Here is a 22,010-nt window from a genome sequence, read left to right as displayed (position 1 = left end):
AAAATTTTGCGGTGCATTGGCCTTCCGGCAAACAAAAAGGCAGACCCGTTTTTCCTGCTGCGATGCAGGAGCACAAGGTCTGCCCCGTTGCTGCTTTGTGAGAGACGGGCAGCAATGGCTTGCAGCCCGTCCTTCCGTCAATAGCCTTCGTTTTGCTCAATATGGCTCACATCGATTTCCGCCTGCGGAATGGGAAAATGCACATGAAAAGGCTTAGCATTTTTGCCCCGGGCCACGGCGTCGCTGATGAATTTACCGTGGCGGATCAGGTCCTGGCGGCGGAAGCCTTCGGTGAAAAATTCCCAGAGGCGCTCCTTCAGGATGGCGTCGCGGAAACTGTCTTTGGTGAAGGCCGCTGCCGTGTACAACGAAGCCTTGGCCCTTCCCCTGACCTGGTTGATGAGACCAATGCTTTCGTCGGTGGGCCCGTTGATCTCGTTCAGCGCTTCGGCCCTTGCCAGCAGGATATCGGCATACCGCAGTTCGGGGATGTCGTTGCCGGCATCGGCATTCAATGAGCCTGGATCGGGAAAATATTTAAAGCTCCGCGACTCGTTGCGGCCCAGCAACTGAACCGTGGCTCCCGCTGCCGTCTGGTACGAAGTAAGAATGCATCCCCTGCGTTCATCACCGGTTTCGAACGAATTCACAAACTTGTCGTACAACTTGTAATTGGCGGCAAAACTGGCCTGGTTGGTCAGGCGGGGGTAGGTAGCCGGAAACGAAACAGCCATCCACTGGTTGCCCTGCCCGGCAATGGGCTCACAGGGGCTGACGAAAATGAATTCTTTGTTCCGCTCGTTTTGTACCTTGAACATGTCCACGTAATTGGGATAAAGCTGGTACACACCCAGGTCCATCACCGCTTTTGCGGCGTCCGCACATTTTTGCCACTGCTTGGTGTTCAGGTAAAACTTGGTAAGAAAGCCCAGCGCCGCCCCTTTGGTGGCCCGGCCGTATTCGCTTTGTGTTACGGGCAGCAGGCCGGCCGCATCCGTGAATTCTTTTTCCAGGAAGGATTTCATTTCATCCTCTGTCGGCCGGCGAATTTCCTTCGCTTGCCCGGAAGTGGTTACCAGCGGTACGGGCCCGTACCAGTCGTACAGCATAAAATAGGTGTAAGCTCTCAGGAAGCGGGCTTCCCCAACAAAGGTTTTGCGCTTTGCCTCCGTCATGGACGCTTTGTCAATGTTGTCGAGCAATACGTTGGCGTCGCGGATGGCCCGGTAGGGTTTGTTCCATCCCTGGTCGTTGAACCAGGCCATGGTGGGTTCCCAGGTAAAGTTGTAAAGCTGCGCGGCATTGCCGGCCACACCGCCGCCGGCCTGATACATGATCTCGGTCGGCAGCTCGGCAAAGTCCACTTTGGCGTTCATCGGGAAGGCCACGAACTGTGCATTGCTGTAGGCCGAAACACTCAGGGCCTTGATCCCGGCTTCGGTGCGCAGGAAGTCCTCTGTGGAAAGCTGTGAAAAATTGTCTTCTTCCAATCCCTTTTTACAACTGCCAAACGACAGGGCCACCGAAAGGGACGCAAGGCCTGCCAGGTATGTCAATCTGTTTGTTTTCATGATTCGTTTTTTGTGTTCGATCTTAAAATCCAATGTTCAGTCCCACCAGGTAGGTTTTCGCCAGCGGGTAGGCATTGTAATCCACCCGCACATTGCCATCGCCGTTCACGTTCACCTCCGGGTCGTAACCGGAATAGTGGGTGAAGGTTTTCAGGTTTTGTCCCGAGAGATAGATCCTTGCCGATTTGATCATCCGGCCGTTCTGCAGCGGAAGCTGGTAAGAAAGGGTGATGTTTTTCAGGCGCAGGTAGGAGGCGTCTTCCACCGTCAGCGAATTGATGCGCTGGGCCGAGTAGTCGTTGTAGCCTACCAGCGAGGGCCACTTTGCACCCGGGTTGCTGCTTGTCCAGCGGTTGAGCAGGGGCTCCGCCAGGGAGTTGCGCAGCGGGTCGAGCGGGAAAATGGCTTCCAGCAAATTCTGGTTCAGGATGTCCACGCCAGAAACGCCCTGCAGGAAAAAGTCCAGGCCAAAATTCTTATAACTCAGGCTGTTGCTGATGCCGTACGTAAACCTGGGCAGCGGGTTGCCGATAAGGGTGCGGTCGGCTGTGGTGATCTTGCCATCGCCGTTCACGTCTTCAAATTTGAGGTAGCCCGGCTTTGCAGCTGGCTGTGCCGAATGGGCGATGTCGTCGCCGGTCTGAAATACTCCCGATACCCTGTAGCCATAATAGCCCGCCAGCGGAAAGCCCGGCTGGATGACGACGATCTGCGTGGTAAACGGCAGGGACCCGGTCAGGATCTGCGACAACGGCCCGATGTCTTTTACCGTGTTTTCCAGCGTAGCGGCATTCAGCGTTGTCGTCCAGTTGAACAGACCCGTGAGATTTTTGGTTTCCAGCAAAAATTCCCAGCCCTTGTTTTCGATGCTGCCGATGTTGGTCAGTTGGGACGTAAAACCGCTGGTGCCGCTGACCGGCAGGTTGAGCAGCATGTCCTTGGTATTCTTCCGGAAATAATCCACCGAAAGGTTCACCCGGTTGCCCACGAGACCCAGGTCCACACCCACATTAAACTGCGCCGTTGATTCCCATTTCAGGTCGGGATTGGGAATTCGCGTGGGCGCCTGTCCAATCTGCGTGGTGCCGCCAAGATTGGCGCCACCCGAATTGTTGAAGGTGGCCACCGAATTCAGGTTGCCGATGTCCTGGTTGCCGGTGAGGCCATAGCCAGCGCGGAGCTTGAGGCTGGAAACCTGCGGCAGGTTGCGCATAAAGGCCTCCTGCCCGATCTGCCAGGCACCGGAGAACGAGGGAAAATAACCGTATTTGTTGTTGATCCCGAAACGCGACGAGCCGTCGGCCCGCAACGTGGCGGTGAGCAGGTATTTTCCTTTGTAGTCGTAATTGATACGACCGAGGTAAGACTGCAGCTTGTTGGTGCTTTTGCCGCTGCCCACACTGGCCAGCGTGGTGCTGCCCGAGCCAAGGCTGTTGGTGCCGTTCAGGTCAGAGGGAAAGCCCACGTTGCCGGCACTGATACTGGTGTTCAGGAAATACTGGTAGGTGTAGCCGCCCAAAAGGCTGACCCGGTGATCGTGAAAGCTTTTGACATAATCCAGCGTGGCTTCGACGAGGTAATTGGAGTTGGTGCCGTTGAAGACGGAGCCAATGCCGCCGTTGGCAAAGCCGGCTTTAGTGGCCGTTGTATTGTACACATCCCGCCGGGCATTGGTGTAGTCGGAACCGAGGTTCAGTTTTGCCTTCAGGCCGGGAAGGATGGTGTATTCGCCAAAGATATTTCCGAAGGTGCGGCTGGTGGCCTGTTTGGCATCCACCCCGTTGGCCACGGCCAGCGGGTTTTCCATATCGATGTTATAGTACCGGGCAAAATTGCCGGCCGAGTCGTAGGGCGACACGGTGGGAAAGAACTGGATGGCCGCATTGATAATGCCTGCACCGGCATTGAAGCCGGTTCCCCCAAACGCCACCAGGTCGTCTTTGATCAACGAGCTATTGAGGTTCATGCCAAAACGGAAATTGCCTGCTTTGTGTTCCAGGTTGATGCGGCCGATGTAGCGCTTCATGCCCGAGCTGATGATGACCCCATCCTGGTCGTAATAATTCAGCGAAGCGTAATACCGGGTGCCGCCGGCACCACCGGAGAAGGAAAGGTTGTGATTTTGCATCGGTGCATCGCGGAAGATCAGGTCCTGCCAGTTGGTGCCGGCACCAATGGCTGCAATGTCGGCCTGCGAAAAGAGCGGCGCCCCGCCCCTGGCCACCGCCAGTTCGTTCTGCGCCTGGATGTACTGCGACGTGCTTAAGACCGGTAGCGACCGTGCTACCTTTTGGGTACCCCTATAGGTGTCGTAGGTCACTTGCAGGGCACCGGTTTTTCCCTTTTTCGTGGTAATTAAGATAACGCCGTTGGCTCCCCGTGAACCGTAAATGGCGGCGGCCGATGCATCTTTCAGGATCTCGACCGATTCAATGTCATTTGGATTCAAGGCATTCAGGGGATTGCGGGCCTGGCTGCCGGCAGGGAAACCGCGGCCGGCATCCCCACTGACCGGTGCACCATTTTCGACGGGCAGGCCGTCGATCACATACAAGGGATCGTTGCCGCCATTGACCGAGCTGGCACCCCGGATGCGCACCGACAAGCCGCCACCGGGCTCCGAACTCGTTTGCGTGATGTTCACACCCGGTGCCCGGCCGGCAATCAGGTTGGTGACCGAAGTGTTCAAGCCCTTGTTAAAATCATCGCCGTTCAGCGAGGTGACGGAGCCGGTCAGGTCTTTTTTCCGGGTGGTACCGTAACCGATCACCACCACTTCGTTTTCTCTGTTTTCGGCGGTGACTAAACGAACGGTCATGCCGGAACGGTTTTTCACGGGCATTTCCTGTGTAGTATAGCCAACAGAAGAAATCACCAGAACACCGCTGCCCTCCGGCAGGGCGAGCCTGAACACACCCGTAGAGTCGGTGCTGGTCCCGGCAGAAGAATTTTTTAGTCGTACACTCACTCCCGGTAAAGGAGTGCCTTTGTCGTCCGTCACCTTTCCCTGTACGGCATTTTGCGCCAGCAGGAATTGGGAAAAGAGCAGTCCGACCGTCAGCAGGAAGATTGCGTTTTTACATCTTTTCATATAGTCAACTTGAAAGTGAAAAATTAGCCGTTGTGCCCAAGGCGGTCTTTCACATTTGTGTTTTTGGCTGTCAATTTTGTGCAGGGGGCTTTTATTGCGTTGTGCAGGCGTTGCTGGTGGCGGGTTTCGTGGTGATTCGGTGAAAATGGTTTGACGAACCGCCGATTCTTTTCACCAAACGCGGTTGTTTGCACGGGAATCACCCATACAGAAAAAAGGACCCCTGCCGCAGCCAATGCAGCGGAACGGCGCCATCCCGCGGCACATTGGAATTTTGGCAAAACATCCGTGTGCAGCCACCTCCGGGGATGGAAGCTGTGGCCGGTTATTTACCCTTTGTTTGTTGGTGATTGTTTGCTTTCAGCTTTTGTTCCGGCTCTTTTTTATACGGCGACCAGTAATTCCGGGGATCGCGTTTGAAGCCGTAGTGCCGGGCCCTGGTTGGATGGGGCAAAGGCAACGGATCCTGCGTGCGCAGTTCCCAGGCCATCATGTCCTGCAGGAGTTCCAATTGCTTTGCCGTGTAATTTTTATTGCCAAAAAGATTGTTGATCTCGGCCGGGTCTTTTGCCAGGTTGTACAGCTCTCCTTTGCCCTGCATGTCGTACACCAGCTTCCAGTCGTCTTTCCGCAGCATACGCATGGTGCCGCTTTGCGTCCAGGTATTGAGTTCATCAAACTCGATCTTGCCTTTCGTGAGCATCCCATCGCCGGTATAGGGATCGTATTCTTCCAGGTCAGTATAATGAAGTCCGCCGTAGCCCTGCTGCACCAGCATGCTGGCAAATTCCTCTTTCGGGTAAGACTGGCCGGTGAGCAAAGGCCACAAGCTCCGGCCCTGTACACCTTCGGGCAGGCCCACGTGCAGCATCTCACAGAGGGTGGGCAGGATGTCCACGTTGCTGACATGTGCCGTATGCGGCCGTTTGCTTTTGGTAATTGCCGGCCCGTACCAGATCATCGGGATGCGGGTCAGACACTCGGGCACTTCAACGCCTTTTTTGATCAGGCCGTAGTCGCCGGTGTAGTCGCCGTGATCCGCCACGAAAATGAAGAGCGTATTTTCGGAAAGGTTTGTTTGGCGCAGAAAATCCACAAAGCCTCTGAGCTGGTCGTCGATCAGCCGCATCATGCCGTAATAATTGCTGCGAACGCGGGGAATGTTTTTTTCGAAGCCGGGATAACCCATCTCCATCAGCTTTTTTTGCAGCACCCATTTGTTTCCTTTTGCCGGCAACACCTCATCGCCGGACAGTACCGGCGGCAACGATGACGGTGGAAAAAGTGAATAATAGGGTTCCGGCACCTGGTAAGGATTGTGCGGCTCGGGAATGGACATGTACAGGAAAAACGGCTTGTCCGGCGTTTGCTGCACCCGGCTGATCCAGGCTTTGGAATCGCTGACAATCCGGGCCGGCAATTGTTGTTCGGCAGGAAATGGCGCCGGTTTCAGATCGGCGTAGTAGTTGGTGGTTTGCAGGTAAGCTTTAAAGGCTTTGTCTTCTTCGCTTTCCGGCTTGTCTTTGCCCAGGTGAAAATAACTGTCCCAGTAATCAAACCGCTCCGGCTTCAGGTAGCTGTGGTTTTTCCCGATCAGGGCCGTGGCATAACCCTTCGCTTTGAGCACATCCACCAGGTCTGTTTGGTAAAGGGCATCCTGCAGGTTCATGTTCGACCGCACCCGTGTGGCGCTGGGAAAGCGACCTGTCATCATCGATGTGCGGCTGGGCACGCATGCCGGCGAAGCGCAGTAGGCTTTGTTGAACCAGGTGCCACTGGCAGCCAGGCTATCAAGGAAGGGTGTGGTATTCAGGGCAAAACCCTCCCGTTTGCAGGCGTCGGCCCGGAACTGGTCGGTAATCACCAGAACAATGTTGGGCAGTTTTTCTTTCCCGGATGTATCGGGGCTGGCGGTGTTCCGGTCAAACTTTTTTCCTGCAAAGCCGCTCAGCGCCAGTAACAGGAAACTGGCCAGCAGCACCGTTTTTGTTTGATTGAGATTGGCTTTTTTCATTGCAGCTTGCTATCGGGTTTGGGTGAAGAAAAAGAAGGCATTTAAAAATTTGGATACTCCCAGGGCGTTGAAATATAGTTGGCCGCGGCCGGTCTTTTCTCTTCTTTCCACGGCATGGGATAGACGTTTGTTTCCTGTGCCCATTTCTCCCACATGGCCACCATTTTTTTGACGACATCCGGGTAAGCACCCGACAGGTCCTGGAGTTCGGCCGGGTCTTTTTCCAGGTCGAAGAGTTGCCAGGGAAGGCTGGTATAGGTTTTCCATTTGCCGTAAGGTCCGTTCATGATCCCCCCGGAAACGATCTTCCATTTTCCCAGGCGCATGGCCCGGTTGGCCTGGTGTTCCCAATAAATGGCCCGCTCCGGCAGTTGCCTGCCGGCAAACGTTGGCACCAGGCTCACACCGGATACCGGTGTAATGCTGTTTTGCTGAACCTGCTGCGGGTAGGTTGCCCCGGCCAGGGCCACCAGGGTTGGCAGGATGTCAACCTCGTGGCCGACCTGCTGCCGGGTGGCACCTTTTGCTTTGATGCCGGCCGGCCAGTGAATGATCAGCGGCGTGGCAATGCCGCCTTCGTAGGTGAAATTTTTATACTTCAGAAAAGGCGTGTTGGACAAATTGGCCCAGGGCTTCAGGTAAGCCAGGTAGGTATCGGCCGGTCCGGCCATCACCTGCTTGCCCATTCTCACCATTTGACCGTCACGGGTCATGGGAGAAATGACGCTGTATTGCACATCGGTTTTCGCCAGGCGCTTCACCGCCGCCGTGTCTTTCGCCACGGGCCGCGTTTCGCCATTGGGACCGCCAAAACCAACACCTTCCGCATTGCCGCCGTTGTCCTGCAAAAACAAAATGATCGTGTTTTCAAACTTGCCTTCTTTTTTCAGCTCGGCAACCAGGCGGCCGATGCCCTCGTCCATGATCGTTACCATCGCTGCATAAGTTTCCATCCGGCGCTCCATAGCAGCTTTGTCGGGCTCCTCTTCCCAGCTATGTGTGTCCAGGGGCGAAAGAACAGCGTTGGCATTGATCATGCCTAATTGTTTTTCCCGCTTAAGTCGCTCAGCCCGCAGCTTGTCCCAACCGGCAGCATAGTGGCCCTTGTATTTGGCAATGGCGGCTTCCGGCGCCTGCATGGGCCAGTGCGCAGCCGTGTAGGCCAGGTACAGAAAAAACGGCTTTGGGCTTTGGTGTTCTTTCACAAAAGCAACCGCGTTGTCCGAGATCGCATCGGTGAAGTAAAAGTCTTTGGGGTGGTACAGTGAGTCGGTGTAAGGTGTGATCAGCGTGTTGTTACGGCAAAGGGTGGCCGGGTCGTAGAAATTGCCGGCACCGGTGATGATGCCGTAAAACTTTTCTAAGCCCCGCTGCAAGGGCCAGTTGTATTTGGGCCCATCGTCCCGCATGTTGTGCGCCAGATGCCACTTTCCCGCCATGTAGGTAGCATAACCGGCCTTTTGCAATACTTCGGCTACCGTCACACAGTGGTTGTTCAATTCATCGGTATAGCCGGGCTGCTCAAATTTTGTATCCACCATCCAGCCCAATCCCGTTTGCTGGGGATACAATCCCGTCAGCAGTGCCGCCCGGGAGGGACAGCAATGCCCGACATTGTAAAAATGCGTGTAGCGCAAGCCGCCTTTTGCCAGGGCATCCAGGTTGGGGGTTTTGATCTCGCCACCGTAGCAGCCCAGATCCGAATAGCCCATGTCGTCGGAAAGAATGAGGATGATGTTGGGGCGCTGCGGTTGCTGCGCCTGCAGCAGAAGCGGACTTCCCATGGCCAGCCCCGTAAAAAGCCAACCCAGTTTGACAGCAATCTTTCTCATGAGCCTATTATGGATTTACAATAAAAGAGGTTCAGAACATGCCGGCAGGGGCGTTTCCCACCACCACGCCTTTGTACCAGCCGGCCAATTTCTTTGTCATTTCCGTGGTGATTTTTTTCTCCGCGTCCACCAGGTTGGTGGTTTCCTTGTGGTCTTTCTCCAGGTTGTACAACTGCTTCTTGGAGCCATCGGGTTCCATGAGCAGCTTCCATTTCCCGGAGCGCATAGCCAATGTTGGCGAAATGTTGGCCGCCTTGCCCGGAACGGGTTCGTTGTTATAATACCAGAAAAGGTCGTGCGGTTCGTTAGCCTGTTTTCCCAGCAACACTTTGCTTTCATCCACACCATCCGAACGGTAGTCGTTGGGCAGTTTTACACCGGTCAGCGCCGCTACAGTTGGCACAATGTCCACCACGCTCATTACGGCTTTTTCGTTCACTTTTCCCGCCGGTATCTTCCCGGGCCACACCACGAAAAAAGGCTCCCGGATACCGCCTTCATAGAGGCTCCATTTACGTCCCCGCAGGTCGCCGGCGCTGCACGGTGGCTCGCCGCCGTTCTTGTAGTAAAAGGGCCAGTCGGTGGGACCGTTATCGCTGGTAAAAACGATCAGCGTGTTTTCCAGGAGGTTCATGTTCTTCAGCGCTGTCATAAAACGGCCGATCTGGTTGTCCAGATCTTTCAATACAGCCAAAAACTTTTGCTGCTCCTTATTGGTAGTCACGGCTGCATACTGCTGGGCCCCGCCGTCGGCTGGATTGTAGGGATCGTGCACATCATTGGTGAAAAGATTGACCAGGAAAGGCTGGTTTTGATGTGATTGAATAAATGCAATGGCGCTGTCGACATACATTTCGGTTTGCTTGTGCTGCGGCGCTACTACAATATTGCCGCGACCCAGTTCAGCGCTTTGCTTGTTCAGGTTATCGGCCATGGTCAGCGTGCGGTCGCCCAGGCCTTCAAAGCTGGTAAAGGTTTTATCGAAACCGTATTCCGTGGGCAGCGGCGCATCGCCTACATCCCGGCCGCCGCCCAGGTGCCATTTGCCAAAATGCGCCGTGGCATAACCGTTTGCCTTCATCAGTTTCGCCAGCGTTGGTACGGTAGCGGGCAGGTAGTCGGGCATTTTGTTTTCCGCGTTTTTCTTGCGGCCCGCGAGGTAGGTGTAAAAGCGGTGCCGTGCCGGGTACTGTCCTGTCATCATCGCCACCCGGGAGGGCGAACACACCGGGCAGTTGACATAGAACTGCGATACCCGTGTGCCCTTTGCCGCCAGGGCATCCATGTTGGTGGTTTGTACCTGCGTGTTGCCATAGCTGCTCAGGTCTCCATAGCCCATGTCGTCGATAAAAATGATGATGACATTGGGCTTTTTGTTTTGCTGGGCTTCTGCAACAGAGAAGCCTATACAAGCCACTGTAACGAAAAAGAGACAAATCAATTTTTGCATATCGCGAGGGTATAAAATGAAGGAATCAGGGATTTCATTGTTGATATAAATACCGGAATGTGGATGGCATTGCCACCAGTTTGTCGATGCCTGTTTGCGGCTCTTTTTCAAATTTCACCTGGATGATCGCTGTTTTACGCGGCGAAATTTTTTCGGCTGAAAAATGCGTGTGAAAAACATAGAACCACTCGTTGTTTTTTCCTCTCACCAGGTCACCGTGACCACTGCCGTTTTGCCCGGTCAAGCTTTGATGAAGAACCGGGTTTCCCCCGTATTTCTTCCAGGGCCCGAAGGGTGAAGTGCTGGTGGCATACCCCACCGCATAATCCACGCTTTTAAAATGGTTGGCACTGTACAGCAGGTAATAGAGGTTGTTGTGCTTTACAACGGTGGGGCCTTCTGTCACAGCCCAGTTGCTGTAAGCCGGGTCGGTGTTTTCCCATTTTTCGGTGGCCTCGATGCATTTCTTTGCGGTTCCCTCTTTTACCGACAACAGGTCGTCGTTCATTTCTGCGACATAAATCCGGTTGCCGCCATCGGCCACCACTACGTAGTACAGGTATTTTTTTCCATCGTCATCGATGAACACAAAGGGATCGATCTGCTTCGTCGCTTGCGAGATGGCTTGGCCATTGGGTTGTGTAAACGGTCCAGCCGGGCTATCGCTTACGGCAATGCCGATATGCTCGTTGGCAGCATAGGCCATGTAATATTTGTTGCGATAGGAAAACACCTGCGGCGCCCAGAAACCTTGCTCACCAAAAGCATCGCCTTTTTTCAGGGCATAGCCTTCCTTGGCACCGACAGGACCTGTCCAGGTTTTCAAATCTTTCGATGCGTAAACGGCAAAGCCGGACGTGAACCGGGCACCCCCGGTTCCGGACAAATAATAGGTTCCCTTCTCATAAAAAATCGAAGGGTCGGCCAGAAATAGATTCTCCTGTTCCTGTGAAGACTGCGCCATTTTTTTTGCAGCGCAGCAGGAAACCGTGGTGGCCACAAACGCCAGCAACAGCCAATTGATCCAGGTAAGACGGTTATTCATCATCGTAGCAAGATCATTTATCTAACCGATACAGGCAAAAATCAAAATGGGTCTCCTGTGTTGCGTTGGTGCATTCCACCGCAAGGCGGTTGTTCCCTTTTTTCAGCAGGGAAATTTTGTTGGAGAGATTAATGTCGTCGTAATGCCTTTTTGTGCGGATCTTCTCTTCCTCCCAGATCAACCGGCCGTTGAGATAAATTTTGGCATCGCCAAATCCATAGAGCTTCACCCCCAATCCTTCGGGCATCTCATTGATAGTAAAATCCTGGTAAGCATAGATGGAAGCGCCTTTGGCCAGCAGGGGTTTTGATTCCGTTTCTTTAAAGCTGGCCGGCATGGCCTGTTGCAGCCAGCCATCCGGGGCTGCGCCTATCACGTATTTAAATTTGTTCGGCTCTGTTTCGGTGGCCTTATTGATGAAGGTGATCTTTCCGTTGGGCTGCGCATACAGGGATGCATGCAACTGGCGCAATAACGCTTCGGGTATCTTGATCACTTCGCGGTCGTAGGTCAACATTCCGTTGACTTCCCCCTCCACATCGGTGGTTTGGGTATAGATGGCAGCGGCCAGTCCCCGCGGCACCATCAGTTGCAGGTTGTACAGCAACTCGGTGTATTCCGAAACCAGCTTGTCTTTTTCCAGGTAGGTCTTGTAACCCCAGTTGCGCTTTTTCGGGTCCCAGATATGATCTTTTACCACCAGGCCAAGGCCACCAAATTCGCCCAGCACAATGGCCCGGCCGGGGTTGGCCGCCGGCGGCTCCATACCCGGACCAGGATACTGGTGTGCATCGTTCACATCACCCACCCCGCGATCGGTCCAGCCGCTGGGAGCATCCACCAGTCGTGTGGGATCGTAATTTTTTGTCAGTTCGGCAATGCGTTTGGTATCGTACTGGCCCCAGCCTTCGTTGAGCGGCACCCACATCACAATGCTGGGAAAAAAGCGCAGGTGGTCCATAATGGCCCGCCATTCGGTTTCGAACTGCGTTGCGGATTCGGCGGGACGCTTCCAGTCCTCCCTGGCCTCTGCCGCCACATGTGATGGCGTGTTGAAACCGGCAAAGCCCGAGGGCATATCCTGCCACAACAAAATTCCCAGCGAGTCGGCGTGGTAATAATAACGCGAAGGTTCGACCTTGATGTGTTTGCGCAGCATGTTGAAGCCCATCTCTTTTAGCTTCACCATGTCGTAGACCATGGCCTCATCCGACGGCGGCGTTAAGAGCCCGTCGGGCCACCAGCCCTGGTCCAGCGTTCCAAACTGGAAAAGCGGCTGGTTGTTCAGCAACAGGCGGGTGTAACCGTTTTTGTCTTTGCCCAGGGCAATTTTGCGCATGGCAAAATACGAGTTGAACCGGTCGAGCACCTGGTTGTTGCGGCGCAGTTCCACATCAACCGTATAGAGGTTGGGCGTCTGCGGCGTCCACAGGTTGACAGAAGGGAGTGAAACAGCGAGGTTGGGCTGGAATGCAGCAGTGGTATCTTTTACTGTTTTGCCCCTGCTTTTGATAACAAGGTGCAATTGCTCGTTGCCCGTTAAACCGGAAGCCGTGGTCGCAAAACGGATCTTGCCTCCCTCAATGTCGGCCGTAGGCACAAATTGCTGCACTGTCGTTTTTGGCACCGGTTCCAGCCAAACGGTTTGCCAGATGCCCGAAACGGCCGTGTACCAGATTCCCTTGGGATCGAGCACCTGCTTGCCTCTTGGCTGCAGGCCGGTGTCGGTTGGGTCCCACACACTGAGGACGATCTCCTGTTCGCCTTTCTTCTTTAAATAAGGGGTAATGTTGAAGCTAAAGGGATCGGATCCGCCTTTGTGCTCGCCCACTTTTTTCCCGTTCACCCAAAGTTTGGTTTCCCAATCCACGGCATCAAAATGCAGCAAGACGTCTTTCCCGGTCCAGGCCGCAGGGAGCGTGAACGTCCGGTTGTACCACAGGTCCTGCGAAGGCAACAGGGGCTTTCCCACGCCGGACAAAGACGACTCAATACAAAACGGCACCAGGAGCTGGCCTTCGTAGGAAGCCGGTATGGCCTGCCCCTTGGGCTGCACAGCATAGTTCCAAAGGCCGTTCAGGTTCATCCAGGAAGCCCGCTGCAGTTGCGGGCGGGGATATTCTGTCCACGCATTGGACGGTGTTACCTCTTTCCCCCACCGGGTGGTTAAGCTCACGCTGGCCGGTTTCCAGGTTTGGGATTGTGCTCCCAGTGCAATCATGCCAAACAATAAAACAATGACTTTCTGCATGCGATCTCTTTCTGTATGGTTAGTAGATAGTCTTTTCCGACCGGCACGAAAATAAACGCCTGGGCTGGCGGCCCCTGACACGATTGTCGTTGTGTGTATAAGATTTGTAGAATAGCGTGTGCCGTTAAGAAAAATTACACATCAACGTTCCCTGGCGGGCAGTGGGTGCACCAGGGTCCAGGCCAACTATCCGGTGGCATGATGATGCCGAGTCGTGGTTTGGTCTCATTCTTTATTTTCTGTCCGCCCGGCCCCTTCGCCGTTGACCCGGCGAGACAGACGCCGTGGCGAACCCCGGGCCGACACAACCGGGATTCTGTTTACCGGATTAACGGTCCGTGAACGCTTCTTCCAAGGCTTCCCGGCTTCTCCCGACTGGCCTGTTATCTGCAGAACCAGCCAGGTTCACTTCTTCTTTTCCGTTTGCGGCCGGGCAAGGCGACGCCGACCTGATTTTGAAACGTCGGAATAATTGATTGTATTTGTAGGGTTATTTTAATTGAATTTCCCGTCAAAGCCAACCCTATGAAAAATGTGATCGCCTGGCTTCTGCTGTCTTCCCTGCTGCAACCGGTTTCAGCGCAACTGGCCGCCGACAGCGCCGAAAAACTGGTGCCGCAAAAAGAAAACCTTATCGGTGCCGAAACCATCATCAAGGTGGAAAATATCGGCCGGAACATCAATTCCAACCTGGCAGAGCTGCGTCCAACGATTTCGGCCGATGGCAACCTCCTGTTCTTTATCTGCGAAAATCATCCCTACAATACAAAATACACGTCCATCCGCAACTCGCAGGACATCTGGTATTCGGAGCGGGACAGCAACGGCAAATGGTCCGAAGCCATTCACATGGAATACCCGCTGAATACCTATTTCTACAACGCGGTGTTCTGGATCTCTCCCGACAACAACCGCATCCTCATCCGCAATGCCTTTGTGGATGGCGACTATGCGGGCAACGGCGTGAGCATGAGCCATCGCAGGAAAGACGGCACCTGGAGCAAGCCCCAGGCACTGTGGATCCGGAACTACGACAAGTACGACCGCGGCAGCCAGAACGGGGCCAGCATGGCACAGAACGGGCAGACCCTGTTGCTTTACATGAGCGAAGAGAAAGGCGGCGACAACAACGATCTCTATGTCAGCTTCCTCCTGCCCGACGATTCCTGGTCGGAGCCGAAAAGCCTGGGGAAGAAAATCAACCTGAAGAAATACAACGAAATGACGCCCTATCTCGCTGCCGACGGCAAAACCCTCTACTTCAGCAGCGACCGGCCCGGCGGGCTGGGTGATAACGATATCTGGATGACCAAACGCCTCGACGACACCTGGCAAAACTGGTCGGAGCCGGCGAACCTGGGCAGCCCGATCAACACCAGCGACTGGGACGCCTTTTTCACGATGGATGCAGGGGGCGAATTTGCGTACATGAGCACCCACCTGAATAGTTTGGGTTCCAGTGATATTGTGCGGATCAAACTGCTGGAAAAAGAAAAACCCGCGCCGGTGGTCCTGGTCAGCGGCAATGTGTACAACAAAAAGACCGGCCGGCCGCTCAGCGCTTCGCTTGTGTACGAAACCCTGCCGGATGGTGCTGTTGCCGGCAACGGCCTGTCGAGTCCATCGGATGGTTCGTTCAAGATGGTATTGCCCTACGATAAGAACTACAGCATTCGTGCTGCAGCCGATAAATTTTTCGCCATCTCGGAAAACCTGAACCTCGATTCGCTGGTGAAAGCCGGGTACAAAGAGATCCACAAAGACCTCTTCCTGGTGCCCATCGAAGTGGGACAGGTGTTCCGGCTGAACAACGTGTTCTTTGATTTCGACAAATGGGATCTCCGGCCGGAGTCGTACCTGGAGCTGGACAGGGTGGTGAAGTTGCTGAACGAAAACCCTGCCATCGAAATTGAAATGAGTGCGCATACGGATAGCCGTGGTGCTGATGAATACAATTTCAAACTGAGTGATAACCGGGCCCGTTCGGTGATGCAATACATCCTTTCCAAAGGCATTGCGCCCAACCGGATCAGTTCACAGGGTTATGGCGAAACAAGACCGGTTGCGCCGAACGATACCGACGAGAACAGGCAATTGAACAGGCGGGTGGAGTTTAAAATCGTGAAAAATTAGGCTGTCGATTTTGCCTGCCCGGGGTCTTCGCAGAAAGGCGCTTTGGACAAGCGCTTATGGCGAGACCCGGGATATGTATCGTCAAGTTATGTCAGCATGGCTTACTCAAACTATGTAAGCGGCGACAATCATTTTATCATCGTCACTTGTTATGGCTGGTAGCCCCAACAAAACAAATCCCGAACCGATTGCAAAGGACAGGAAACTATTTGCCTGATTAACGGCCTGATGATCAAATGGCGAAGATTGGAACTCTGCCTCCCGTGGTTTATTTCTCCGGAGAAATTCCATGCAATTGAATTAACAACGCAGAAAAACAGAAAAGATGACAAACCCTCTCTTCTACATAGACAGAGGCGCCCTATCCCGTTTCTCACGCAAAGGGCCGACTACGTCCAGGTCACCGTGCATCCAACAAGTAAGTTTCCACATCAGTCAATCCCTTGCATTGAAAAGAAAAGCCGAAAGATTTTTACCATAATGCGGGTGAAGGGGAGTGTTGCCTGTTTTAAAAATCTTAAAATCGTTGCTGCGTGTGTATCACTTCTCCAGATAAACAACCCCTGCCAAATACGGTGGTTTTAAATGGGTAACAAAAGCACTCGCCTGGAAAAATAAAAACACACAGGCATTTGTTTCATTGGTCATGAATGAATAAATATCATCATAGCCAAGAAGGATAAACTGCTCATTTGCTGCCTTTCCTACCATACCCAAATTCAGGACAGTGTTTACCATCAGTCCTTTACCGGTTGAAGAAGACGCAGTCGTGTTGCCCATGCGAAAAAAGTTTACCACTTCGGTAGCTGGCGTAATGGACTGAACTGCGTTGGCTGTTTGCGGTGCCGCCACATACAGGTAGCCCCAATCGATGCGCACATTGTCGCCTTTCTTCTGCAGGACCGGCTAAGCTGTGGTTCCCGCTTTTATATACGACAGGCTGCCCGTTTTGCCTTTTTGTGCCTGCACTTCCTGGACCGGCGTGTTCACCGCCAGGTTGGTAGAAGCACCCAAATAAACCTGCACCTGGTGCGTTTTGCCATCATTGGCGGCCACTGTGGTTGCAAGGTATGACACAGGACGGGACAGCAGGTCCAGGTTGTTCAGCAACAATGGTGAAAGAAAAGTCAGTTTCAGGTCACCGCCGCCACAAGTGAAATCATACACGGTCTGCGTAGCGATAACGGTGACGGCACGCTGCACGGCTTTCTGCGGCTGTGGCGAGCTGTCTTTCTGCTCGTACACCAACCCAACCTCCAGCCAGGCACCTCCACCGGTATTTGTGGCCAGTACTGCCAGCACATTCTTTCCTTTTTTTAGCTGTTGGTTAATTTTACTGTACTTGAAATTGTTGACCAATCCTGACGTGTATACTTTTTCACCATTCAGGTAAATTTCGCAATCATCGTCATGCATCGTTTTCAGGTAAAGCGCTTCGCTGATGGGATTTTCAACCTGGAACGCTCTCCTCACCCACAGGGTTTCTTTTTGACCATTTGGTTTCCGCCTTACCGTCGTCGCCGAATGGAGCCATGCCTGTTTTCCAGGAGGCATCATTGAAGGACCCAAGCATCCAGTCATTGGTTGGTTTGTCCTCGGTGTACTGAACGGTGTAGTCTGCTTCGTCGGAGGCTGGCAAAATAGCCGAATAGTGCGGTTCGTCGGCGCCAAGAAACCGGTAAACATTCCCATCTACTTTTATCATTCCCAAAAGTGACTGCGGCGCACCTGTCCAGTGTGTGGTTGTCCGGCTGCTTAACGTATCGGCAAAGGACCAGACACTGAAATACGGATCATGGGTAATCAACGGATAAGCAGGTGCCTGCTTTATTTGAGCACCGGCTTGTACCGCTAACAAAACCAAGGAAAGCAAAACGGCTTGCCTTGGTTTCCGGAAAGAAACTAACATGGTTGAAGGGTTGAAATGGTAAAAGCAGACTTGTCGTAGAAATACAAAACGTGACAACTAAAAGAGGTCAGGCTCGTCTTCTGTTTTTCAGGCAAGCAGGTGCGGCTTCTCCCTGTACGTCTTCCACAAAAACTCACCAAACAAGGTATTGGCCCAGGCAAACCATTTCCGGGTAAACTTTGTTGGATCGTCCTTGTGAAACGACTCGTGCATAAAACCGGTGTCCCCATGCGTTTTGCGAAGCATGTCAATACAGCTTTTTATTTCCGCATCGTTGTTGCTGGTGAGGCCACGCATGATAATGGCCATGGGCCAGATCATGTCTTGCCCTACGTGCGGACCACCGATGCCCTCACCGGCCGTTCCCTTGAAAAAAAACGGGTTGTCGGATGAAAGAACCAATCGACGTGTGTTCTGGTAAACCGGATCGGTGTTTTTGATGGCGCCCAGGTAAGGCATGGCCAACAAACTGGGAACATTGGCGTCGTCCATCAGGTTGTAGCTGCCAAAGCCGTTCACCTCGAAAGCATAGACTTTTCCGAAGCGTGGGTGGTTGACAATGGCATGTTCTTTCAACGCTTTCTCCACTTCAGCCGCAAGGTTTGTCAGTTGGTCGGCGGATGCTTTGTCTTTGGCAATAGCCGTCATCATCTCGGCTGCCTGCCGCAGGCTAACGACAGCAAAAAAGTTGGAGGGAATTAAAAACGAATAAACGGTTGCATCGTCGCTGGGGCGAAACGCAGAACAAATTAAACCAACCGGCTTTACCGGGTAACCATAGCCATTCATCGGCAGGGTATCGGTGGCAAAAGGCGTGTTTCGCTGGAATTTGTACGGTCCGTTCCCTGTCTTCCGCTGCTGCTCCCGAAAAACCTGAAGGGTCGTCAACACCGCTTGTTTCCATTGGCCGGTAAAGGGCTTTGTGTCGCCGGTCTTTTTCCAATAGTTATACGCCAACCGGATTGGATAGCAAAGGCTGTCAATCTCCCACTTGCGTTCGTGCACGCCGGGCTTCATATCCGTGTGGTCTTTTGCCCATTCTCCCCGTTTATTCGGGTCGTTATAGAATGCATTGGCATAGGGATCTTTCAGAATGCAGGCGGTTTGGCGGTTGATAACGCCGGCAATGAGGTTTTGCAGTGCCTTGTCTTCTTTTACCAGTTGCAGGTACGGCCAAACCTGTGCGCTGCTGTCCCGGAGCCACATGGCATCTATGTCGCCGGTAATGACATAGGTATCGGGAACACCATCTTTTATTTCGTGAAAAACAGTGGTGTCCAGCGTGTTTGGAAAACAGTTGCCAAAAAGCCAACCAAGCTCCTTGTTCTTCACGCCTGCTTCAAACGTGGCAATCGCTTTTTCAACAGCCGTACTGGTAAACCGTCGTGCGTTTTCCGGCGTTCTCACCACCGGGTAAGCCGCTGATGCGGCAAAGGCCGGCAGTCCGCTAAGCATCAAACCCGATCCGATTACACCGGAGGTTCTGATAAAATCCCTTCTTTGCATAAGATGTTTTTTGAAATGATGGCAAAACAAAAATGGCTATTGAATAGTCACGTAACGAGGGCCTTTCCGCCATCATTGCCGGTGAACTTTTCGCACTAAGGCATCATCCTAAACCCCGGCTTATAAAGCCTGATAATCGCTAACGGAACTGCGAAGGATTTTGAGGGCCTTTACAATGTGCTTTTCCACGGTGCTGACGGAAATATTCAGCCGCGCCGCAATCTCTTTGTTGGAGAGCTTTTCCTTCCGGCTCAGCAGAAAGACCTGCCTGCACTTTTCGGGCAAGGAAGCCAGCACTGTTTCAATTTTCTGTGTTAATTCCTTTGCTTCAACCGGATTTGCAAAATCGTTTTTGCAAACGGTGTTTAAAAAAAAGTTGCTGTAAGCGGTACGAGTGGAGGCAGCCCGGTATTCGTTCAGAATTTTGTACTTCAATGCCTGATTTAAATAGGACTGGATGGAGGTGGTGAATTCGATCTGTGCCCGCCGCTGGTAAAAGTTGACGAAGAGATCCTGTACCAGGTCTTCAGCAGCCTGTCGCGAAGAAAGCCGCCTGTAAGCTGTATCAATCAGCTTTGGCCAATACCGGTAATAGAGGATCTCGTAGGCCTTTGTATCGTTCTCCTGCTGCGTCATCCTGAACAACTCCGCATCGGTTAAGGAGAGATATGGCACTTGGCTTTGGAGCATGCAATTCGTTTTTTATTCAATTCAACGGAAAGTAAAGTGAGATTCCAAATGTAAGGAAATATTTAAACGGCTCATTGATGAAAGTCAGTTTCTGTTGATTCTAATTTCCGGGAAAGTGCGGTAAAGCTCGCCGTCATTGCTCTTGCCGCTTCTTCCGGGCCCAGTTGCGCTGTCAGCCCGGGATGCGACTCAAATGAAAGATACCATTCGTCAACGGCCTCCCGTTCACTTTCCGTGGCTTCACCATTCAGGTATTTTTCAATTAATATCAAAAGCTCGTCGTTCATTTGTTGGTTTGAACCGGGTCTTTTCTTTACTTAAAGATAAGCTCTCCAGTTGTTTGTTTGTGTACGCTTACCTCACAATCAATAAATCCGTCGGTGAATTCATTCACATCCTATCTTGTTTTTGTCTTTCTATACCGAGCCCCTAATGACTAAAGTTGGCTTTTTTAATTCCTGTAGTTGCTCCGGCGGCGGCACTGTATCGGCAAACTGCTGAAGCAGGAAATTGACAGCCGTAGTAGCAATGGCTTCAATCGGTTGCCGGATGCAGGTGATGCCTGGCGCCATCAGCCGGAAAAGCGCATGATCGTCGAAGCAAACGATCGCCAGATCACGGGGGATTTGATAGCCTAGTTGCTGTATACTCTCCAGACCATAAACGCCTAAATAGTTCGTGGCAAAAAAAGCGGCGTCGAGCTGCGGAGAAGAACGCAGGAATTCTGTCATCTTCGCCACGGCCTCTTCGCTTTTAATCTCATAGGGCAATCGAAGAATCTGCGCCTCACTTACCGGCAGTTTGTGTTTCTTCAGGATGTCACGATAGGCCCGCTCCCGTTCGTGCATCTGGTTTTGATCCAGGTCGTTGGTGATGTAAGCAATGTTGCGGTGTCCTTTTTGGACCAGGTACTCCACACCTTGCTGCACACCGGAAAAATTATCTACCAGCACATACGAGTTATTGAGCTGTGGAAAAAAGCGGTCCATCAGCACGACTGGCTTCTTCAGCTCAACCAGCCTTTTCACTTCGTTCATCATGCCGGTGCTTGGCGTGATCAAAAATCCATCCACCTGCCGGTGCAGGAGAACTTTGATCAGTTCCCGGCCTTTCTCGTCGTTATTGTCGGTACTGCAGTACACAATTTTATACCCCAGAGAATTCACTTCGTCCTCAATCACCTTTGCCAGTGAAGCGAAAAAGACGTTGGAAATATCTTCGACAATGAGCCCTAAAATTTTTGAACGTCCGGTGCGAAGACTAACTGCCGTTTGGTTGGGAATATACCCTGTTTGTTCGGCAATGGCTTTAATCTTTTCAGCCAGTTCGTCGCTGATGCGCATTTGCTTGGACTTTCCATTCAGGACAAGCGATACCGTGGAAGGAACCACGCCTGCCTTCATTGCAATATCCTTGATGGAAACCTTGCGCATACGATCTCAATTTATTTGCTGTTTATGTCAGGCATTGTAAAAGTATCTATTATTTTAACGAAGTTCCTGACTGTGCAGAACCCGGGGCCCTGTTTGCACGTCCTGCCAAATGCTTGCTGCACCAACCAGGGCTGCATTCTCGTTCAGCACTGATTGTTTAAATGCGATTGCCTGATTGGTCTCTCTAACGAAGTTTTGTAACGGCTCTGCAAACAGCGGAAATGATTTTGCAATATTTCCGCCTATCACAACCGTATCAAAATCGAACCTGTTCGAAAGTCCAACAAGATACTCACCCAGGTTTTCACCAAACTCACGAAAGACCTGCTTTACAAACTTATCATCACAGCCAGAATCAAGAATACCCTTCACGTCTTTCGCGTTTCTTCCGGTCAGTTCAGTATAGCGCTTCACGAACCAGCGTGTCGAAAACAGGTCCTCCGCAATACCATCCTTGTAAGGGTCGCACCAAAGATTGGCATCTTCCACAAGACCGTTATCAAAGATAGCGGACCCGAATCCTGTTCCCAATGTCAATCCTAATACCCTGCTGCAACCTTTCGCCGCGCCGCCGAAGACTTCACCTTTGAGGAAGCAGGCTGCGTCATTCAGGAAAGAAATATTTTCCGGTACAAGACCCAGTTTTTCCGCCAACAGAGTGCGGACGCTCAGGCCATACAGGCTATCAAATTTGTTTTGCTCCCGCATATAAGAAACGCCCTGCTGGTAGTCGAAGGGGCCGGGCATGGCAATCCCTATTTTTACCGTTTGCGGGCAAAGGCCTTTGCAATTTTCAACGAGTACGCTGCACCAGGCCGAAATGATTTCGTCCGCATCTCCCCTTGTGTTCACAGCGGCCCTTTTTAATGAAGGCAATAAAATACGTTGCGTAGCCAGATCAACCTGCGCAGCCGTAATGTGCGACCCGCCAATATCAACGCCGATTGCCAAAGATTCAACCATGGTTATTTTATTTGTGCAGAAAACCAGAAGCTTCGTAGAACGCCTCTGTACTTTTCCTGATGTTGGTCTGGTAAGGTTATTTCACATCGCTCCCCTGAAAGAAAGATGCTGCTTTGCAAACG

At 52.5% G+C, this 22,010-nt stretch carries 14 protein-coding genes and 1 pseudogene; 1 reads left to right on the top strand and 14 read right to left on the bottom strand.

Annotated elements, in window-relative coordinates:
* Positions 1-137 precede the first annotated feature (137 nt).
* The 7 genes from D6024_RS05190 to D6024_RS05155 all read right to left on the bottom strand — a co-directional run bounded on the left by D6024_RS05190 (position 138) and on the right by D6024_RS05155 (position 13,254).
* Positions 138-1,571, bottom strand: a complete 1,434-nt coding sequence (locus D6024_RS05190) for a RagB/SusD family nutrient uptake outer membrane protein (RefSeq protein ID WP_162944558.1) — start codon at positions 1,569-1,571, stop codon at positions 138-140.
* A 22-nt stretch (positions 1,572-1,593) separates the two neighbouring features.
* Complete coding sequence (locus D6024_RS05185; protein ID WP_121353546.1) at positions 1,594-4,662, bottom strand: SusC/RagA family TonB-linked outer membrane protein; 3,069 nt, start codon at positions 4,660-4,662, stop codon at positions 1,594-1,596.
* A 325-nt stretch (positions 4,663-4,987) separates the two neighbouring features.
* Positions 4,988-6,676: a sulfatase family protein gene (locus D6024_RS05175; RefSeq protein WP_121353544.1), complete on the bottom strand. Its 1,689-nt coding sequence runs from the start codon at positions 6,674-6,676 to the stop codon at positions 4,988-4,990.
* A 41-nt stretch (positions 6,677-6,717) separates the two neighbouring features.
* Entirely contained in the window at positions 6,718-8,508 is a 1,791-nt protein-coding gene (locus D6024_RS05170) for an arylsulfatase (RefSeq protein ID WP_205573229.1), read from the bottom strand.
* Between the two features lie 31 nt (positions 8,509-8,539).
* Positions 8,540-9,958 (bottom strand): sulfatase-like hydrolase/transferase, encoded by a 1,419-nt coding sequence (locus D6024_RS05165; RefSeq protein ID WP_121353543.1) that lies wholly within the window; start codon positions 9,956-9,958, stop codon positions 8,540-8,542.
* A 34-nt stretch (positions 9,959-9,992) separates the two neighbouring features.
* Positions 9,993-11,006, bottom strand: a complete 1,014-nt coding sequence (locus tag D6024_RS05160; RefSeq protein WP_205573228.1) for a glycoside hydrolase family 43 protein — start codon at positions 11,004-11,006, stop codon at positions 9,993-9,995.
* 10 nt (positions 11,007-11,016) lie between these two features.
* A complete protein-coding gene (locus D6024_RS05155; RefSeq protein WP_205573227.1) occupies positions 11,017-13,254 on the bottom strand; it encodes a glycoside hydrolase family 2 protein in 2,238 nt (745 codons plus the stop codon).
* Positions 13,255-13,779: 525 nt separating this feature from the next.
* Between D6024_RS05155 and D6024_RS05150 the strand changes: the two genes are divergently transcribed.
* Complete coding sequence (locus D6024_RS05150) at positions 13,780-15,387, top strand: OmpA family protein (protein WP_121353542.1); 1,608 nt, start codon at positions 13,780-13,782, stop codon at positions 15,385-15,387.
* Between the two features lie 540 nt (positions 15,388-15,927).
* Here the strand turns inward: D6024_RS05150 and D6024_RS27175 are convergent.
* The 7 genes and pseudogenes from D6024_RS27175 to D6024_RS05110 form a co-directional block, all read right to left on the bottom strand.
* Positions 15,928-16,803, bottom strand: a pseudogene (locus tag D6024_RS27175) (DUF5127 domain-containing protein).
* Positions 16,804-16,837: 34 nt separating this feature from the next.
* Positions 16,838-17,296: a DUF4964 domain-containing protein gene (locus D6024_RS05135; RefSeq protein WP_121353539.1), complete on the bottom strand. Its 459-nt coding sequence runs from the start codon at positions 17,294-17,296 to the stop codon at positions 16,838-16,840.
* A gap of 87 nt (positions 17,297-17,383) precedes the next feature.
* Positions 17,384-18,802 (bottom strand): glycoside hydrolase family 125 protein, encoded by a 1,419-nt coding sequence (locus D6024_RS05130; RefSeq protein WP_121353538.1) that lies wholly within the window; start codon positions 18,800-18,802, stop codon positions 17,384-17,386.
* Between the two features lie 120 nt (positions 18,803-18,922).
* Complete coding sequence (locus tag D6024_RS05125) at positions 18,923-19,492, bottom strand: RNA polymerase sigma-70 factor (RefSeq protein WP_121353537.1); 570 nt, start codon at positions 19,490-19,492, stop codon at positions 18,923-18,925.
* Between the two features lie 71 nt (positions 19,493-19,563).
* The gene (locus D6024_RS05120; RefSeq protein ID WP_121353536.1) at positions 19,564-19,779 is read right to left on the bottom strand and encodes a hypothetical protein; all 216 of its coding nucleotides are present in this window, start codon (positions 19,777-19,779) and stop codon (positions 19,564-19,566) included.
* A 129-nt stretch (positions 19,780-19,908) separates the two neighbouring features.
* The gene (locus tag D6024_RS05115) at positions 19,909-20,925 is read right to left on the bottom strand and encodes a LacI family DNA-binding transcriptional regulator (RefSeq protein ID WP_121353535.1); all 1,017 of its coding nucleotides are present in this window, start codon (positions 20,923-20,925) and stop codon (positions 19,909-19,911) included.
* A gap of 54 nt (positions 20,926-20,979) precedes the next feature.
* Positions 20,980-21,888 (bottom strand): ROK family protein, encoded by a 909-nt coding sequence (locus D6024_RS05110; protein ID WP_121353534.1) that lies wholly within the window; start codon positions 21,886-21,888, stop codon positions 20,980-20,982.
* Positions 21,889-22,010 lie beyond the last annotated feature (122 nt).

The sequence above is a fragment of the Flavisolibacter nicotianae genome (genome assembly GCF_003628535.1).
In the GTDB taxonomy this organism is placed as follows: domain Bacteria; phylum Bacteroidota; class Bacteroidia; order Chitinophagales; family Chitinophagaceae; genus Flavisolibacter; species Flavisolibacter nicotianae.
Note: the sequence above shows the minus strand (reverse complement) of the source record. Positions and strands in the feature narration are given on the sequence as shown.